The sequence below is a fragment of the Rhizobacter sp. genome, assembly GCF_031412495.1.
Classification (GTDB): Bacteria; Pseudomonadota; Gammaproteobacteria; order Burkholderiales; family Burkholderiaceae_C; genus Schlegelella_A.
The window spans coordinates 1-5,145 of record NZ_JANODC010000265.1; the positions used below are offsets into that span (position 1 = coordinate 1).

At 69.4% G+C, this 5,145-nt stretch carries 3 protein-coding genes; all 3 read left to right on the forward strand.

Going from position 1 to position 5,145, the window contains the following annotated elements; translation table 11 throughout:
• The first annotated feature begins 84 nt into the window (after window positions 1–84).
• Window positions 85–1,563, forward strand: coding sequence for an amidase (locus tag AC30N0_RS10070; RefSeq protein WP_489517785.1), 1,479 nt, complete (start codon window positions 85–87; stop codon window positions 1,561–1,563).
• 24 nt (window positions 1,564–1,587) lie between these two features.
• Complete coding sequence (locus AC30N0_RS10075; RefSeq protein ID WP_489517786.1) at window positions 1,588–4,176, forward strand: ATP-dependent DNA helicase; 2,589 nt, start codon at window positions 1,588–1,590, stop codon at window positions 4,174–4,176.
• Window positions 4,177–4,408: 232 nt separating this feature from the next.
• Window positions 4,409–5,145, forward strand: a 737-nt coding sequence (locus AC30N0_RS10080) for a heavy-metal-associated domain-containing protein (RefSeq protein ID WP_489517787.1), incomplete at its 3' end; no start/stop codon positions are given.

The following is a 5,145-nucleotide window of genomic DNA, read 5'->3' on the forward strand; positions in this document are numbered from 1 at the left end:
TCATTGTGGGTCGCGTGGGCTGGGGCAGGACGGGGACGCCGTCTCCCACAATGATCGCAACAGCCCTCGCTGCGGAGAACCGCCATGGACCACCCCACCGACCTCGCCGACTGCAGCGCCCTGACCCTGCTCGCCCTGTACCGGACGGGCGACGCGTCGCCGGTCGAGGCGACGCGCGCAGTGCTCGACCGCATCGCGCGCCTGAATCCGGTGCTGAACGCGTTCTGCCACGTGGCCGGCGACGAGGCGCTCTCGTCGGCGCGGGTCAGCGAGTCGCGCTGGAGGAAGCGCGCACCGTGCGGCGAGCTCGACGGCGTTCCGGTCTCGATCAAGGACCTGATCCTCGCCGCTGGCTGGCCGACGCTGCGCGGCTCGCGCACCGTCGATCCGGCCGGGCCGTGGGACGTCGACGCGCCTGCGACGGCGCGGCTGCGCGAAGCCGGCGCGGTCATCCTCGGCAAGACGACGACGCCCGAGTTCGGCTGCAAGGGCGAGACGAACTCGCCGCTCACCGGCATCACCCGCAACCCCTGGGACCCGGCGAAGACGCCGGGCGGGTCGTCGGGCGGGACCGCCGCCGCCGTCGCCGCGGGGATGGGGCCGCTCTCGGTCGGCACCGACGGCGCCGGCAGCGTCCGCATCCCGGCGGCGTTCTGCGGAAACTTCGGCCTGAAGCCGAGCTTCGGCCGCATCCCGGCGTATCCGCTGTCGCCGATGGGGACGGTCGCCCACCTCGGGCCGCACACGATGAGCGTCGCCGACGCGGCGCTGATGATGAACGTGCTGAAGCGACCGGACGCACGCGACTGGACGTCGCTGCCGCCGGATGCGAGCGACTACCGGGTTGGTCTCGGCGACGGCGTGCGGGGCCTCTCCATCGCGTTCTCGCCGACCCTCGGCTACGCCACCGTCGACGCGGAGGTCGCGTCCGCGGTCGCCGCGGCCGTCGCCGACCTCGAGGCGCTCGGCGCCCACGTCGAGGCGGTCGACCCCGGGTTCGACGATCCGCTCGAGATCATGACGGGATGGTGGTTCGCCGGCGCCCATGCCATCTGGGCCGGCCTCACGCCGCAGCAGCAGGAGCTCGCCGACCCGGACTTCCGGGCCGAGGCCGAGCTCGGCGCCGCCTGGAGCGCCATCGACGTGCACCGCCTGGGGCAGCGCCGCGGCGCGCTCGGCGCGCACATGCGCCAGTTCATGCAGCGCTTCGACCTGCTCGCCACGCCGGCCGTCGCGGTGCCCGCGTTCGACGCGCGGCCCGCCGGCCACGCGCCGATGGATCCGCGGGCGATGCTCGGCTGGACGCCGTTCAGCTACCCCTTCAACCTGACGCAGCAGCCCGCCTGCACGATCCCGTGCGGCCTGACCCGGGCGGGGCTGCCCATCGGCCTGCAGCTGGTCGGCCCGATGTTCGGCGACGCGCTCGTGCTCCGGGCCGCGCGTGCCTACGAAAGCGTGCGGCCGATCGCGCGGCCTCCGCTTGCGTCCGTGCCCCATGCCGGTGGCGCGGAGCGCGACCTTGTACGAGCCCCGGCCCTGAGCGCCCACGGGTTGCAACCTTGACTGTATGGACGTACAGTCCCGACGATGGATCGGGCTGCCGACGACACCGGCCCTGGAGCGTCTGCACGTCGGCCTGACGCCGTGAGCGAAGAGCGAGCCGCGGAGCGGCGCTACCGTGTCGCCGTGCGCGAGCTGTGCGAGTTCGCTGCGAAGACGGGTGACCTCGACCATCGCTTCACGCCATCGCCGTCAGCGCAGGAAGGCATCGCCGGACACAAGATCGTCGCCGCTCGTCGAGCGTCCTCGCGGCGCAGCGAGGTGCGGGTCGCCGGCGAGTACAAGCAACTGTCGGTGCGCGGCAGGGCCGACGGCTTCACCGAGTCGGAGGGCCTGCTCGAAGAGGTCAAGACCTACCGCGGCCAGCTCGACCGCGTGCCGGCCAACCACCGGGCCCTGCACTGGGCGCAGGCCAAGGTGTACGGCGCCCTTCTGTGCGCGCAACTCGGCCTGGCCGAACTGAGAGTCTCGCTCGTCTACTTCGAGATCTCGCGTCAGGAGGAGACTTCTCTCGAGGAGCTCTGCAGCGCAGCGGCGCTGCAGCAGTTCTTCGAGTCGCTGTGCGAGTCGTTCCTGGCGTGGGGTCTGCAGGAGCTTGCGCAACGGCAGCGCCGCGACGCAGCGCTCGCCGCCCTGCGCTTTCCGTACGACACCTACCGGCCGGGCCAGCGAAACCTCGCCGAGAACGCCTTCAGGGCGGCGCGGCTTCGTCGATGCCTGGTCGCGCAGGCACCGACGGGGATCGGCAAGACCGTCGCCACCCTGTTCCCGCTGCTCAAGGCCTGCGCGACCGAGGGCCTGGACAAGATCTTCTTCCTGACCGCGAAGGGCTCCGGCCACCGCCTCGCATGGGAAGCGGTGGCGGCCCTGCGTCGCGCCGATCCGGGGCTGCCTCTGCGCGTCATCGAGCTGGTCTCGCGCGAGAAGTCCTGCGAGCACCCGGACAAGGCCTGTCATGGCGAGTCCTGCCCGCTCGCGCGTGGGTTCTACGACCGCCTGCCGGGAGCGCGCCAGGCGGCTGTCGACGCAGGCGCCGAGCTGGATCGGGAAGCCATCGGCAACGTCGCCCGCCAGCACCGCGTCTGCCCGTACTACCTGACGCAGGAGCTGGTGCGCTGGTCCGACGTCGTCATCGCCGATTACAACTACGTCTTCGACAGCACCGCGGCGCTGCACCTGCTGACACTCGCCAACGGCTGGAAGGTCGCTCATCTTGTCGACGAGGCGCACAACCTGGTCGATCGCGCACGCGCCATGTACAGCGGCGAGCTTTGCGGATCGAAGCTGCGTTCGATACGCCGAGGCGCCCCATCCGCACTGAAGGGCCAGCTGGGTCGTCTCGTGCGCGCCTGGGCCGCCGTCTGCAAAGGGCAGACCGCCCCCTACGTGACGATCGATGCCGTCCCGGAGCGCCTTGTCTCGTGCCTGGCCGAGTTCACGGCCGCAGTCGGCGATCTGCAGGCCGCGACGCCAGCGGAGCTCGATGCCGAGCTGCTTCGCTTCTACTTGGACGCCTTGCACTTCCGGCGCCTGGCCGAGTCGTTCGCTGCCCATTCGATGTTCGACGCCACGCTCGTGCCGGCAACCGGCGGTCGTGGCGCCCGCCTTGCCACGCTCTGCCTGCGCAACGTCGTTCCGGCGTCATTCCTGCGACCGCGCTACGCCGCCGCTGCGGCGACCGTCATGTTCTCGGCGACGCTGGCCCCGCAGCACTTCTATGCAGACATGCTCGGGCTGCCCCAGGATGCCGCCTGGCTGGAGGTGCAGGCCCCCTTCCACGCTTCGCAGCTGGCGGTTCGGGTCGTGCACTCCATCTCGACTCGCTTCGCCGACCGGAACACGTCGCTGCAACCCGTGGCGCATCTGATGGCGGCGCAGTACGCGCGGCAACCCGGAAACTACCTGGCCTTCTTCAGCAGCTTCGACTACCTGGAGCGCGCTGCGGAAGCCTTCGCATCCATGTACCCGCTCGTTCCGCAGTGGACGCAATGGCGAGGTCAGCGCGAGCTGGAGCGGGCGGCGTTCCTGGACCGGTTCAAGGTCGATGGCCGCGGCGTCGGTTTCGCTGTGCTCGGCGGCGCGTTCGGAGAAGGGATCGACCTTCCGGGCACCCGGCTCATCGGTGCCTTCATTGCCACGCTGGGCCTGCCGCAGGTCAATCCGGTCAACGAGGCCATCAGGCGGCGCATGCAGGAGACCTTCGGCTCCGGCTATGACTATGCGTATCTGTACCCTGGCCTGCGGAAGGTGGTGCAAGCCGCCGGACGGGTCATCCGCACCCCGGACGACCGCGGCGTGGTGTACCTGATCGACGATCGTTTCCGGCGCCCGGAAGTCCGGGAGCTGTTGCCGTCATGGTGGCAGCAGGGAGACGATGCCACCGGCTTCCATAAGGGGTTCAGACCCGTGGGGCCGGGAAGAGTCATGCGATCACGCGGCACAGCGCCGAAGTGTGCTGAGCCCGGATCCTGCCTGCCAGACGCCGCTGCCGACCGTGCTGCCTTTCAGACGCGGGGATCGCCTAAAGCGGCATGCACACAGTTGCTGTGCAACGCTGACAGCACCCGCCGCGGAGGCCGTCTACCGGCGAAGCGGCGAAGGATTGCGGAGGCGTAAGGCGCCGGGATGCTCCTGCGGCACGTCCCCTTCCATGCGCACGCGGTCGCAGCAGGCAGGCGCTGGCGGTCGCTCGCACCCACCAGCGACTTGCCGTTGTCAGCATCTACAAGGCGCTGGGCGGCGGCATCTCGAACTTGCGCGTAGCGAAAAAAATCACCCATTGGCCTTGACCTTCCTATCGTAGGAAGCTCGAAACTTCTCTTCGCCAGAAACGTTCAAGGGGAATTAAATGACTTCCATTGCCCAGCTAGGCGCCAATCGAACCATGTCCTCGGTGACTCGCCTGAGCCTGCCGGTCGAAGGCATGACGTGTGCATCATGTGTCGGCCGTGTCGAGCGCGCGCTGAAAGAGGTCCCCGGCGTGCAGACGGCGGCGGTCAATCTCGCCACCGAGCGCGCTGACATCACCTTCGCCGGCTTGGCCGATCCGCAGGCGGCTGTCCGCGCCATCGAAAGCGCCGGCTACACCGTTCGCGATGAGACCACTGAGCTCGCGATCGAGGACATGACCTGCGCGTCGTGTGTGGGCCGAGTTGAGAGGGCGCTCGCAAGAATCCCGGGCGTGCTTGAAGCCAATGTCAACCTGGCGACCGAGCGCGCGCGGGTGCGTCACCTTGCCGGGGTCGTCTCCACGGCCGACCTTGAAGCGGCGGTCGAACAGGCGGGTTACAAATCCCGCCGCTTGTCCGCCGAAACGGCGACTGCGGGCGATCAGGACACCGAGCGTCGTGAGAGCGAGGCAGGGGAGCTGCGGCGCGCTTTGCTCATTGCAGCCATCCTCACCTTGCCGGTCTTTGTCCTCGAGATGGGCTCTCACCTCGTTTCCGCCATGCACCATTGGGTGATGGGGGTCCTGGGTGAGCAGACGAGCTGGACTATCCAGTTCGCACTTGCCACCCTCGTGCTGTTCGGTCCGGGTCTGCGCTTCTTCCGCAAGGGCGTACCGGCGTTGCTGCGCGGTGCCCC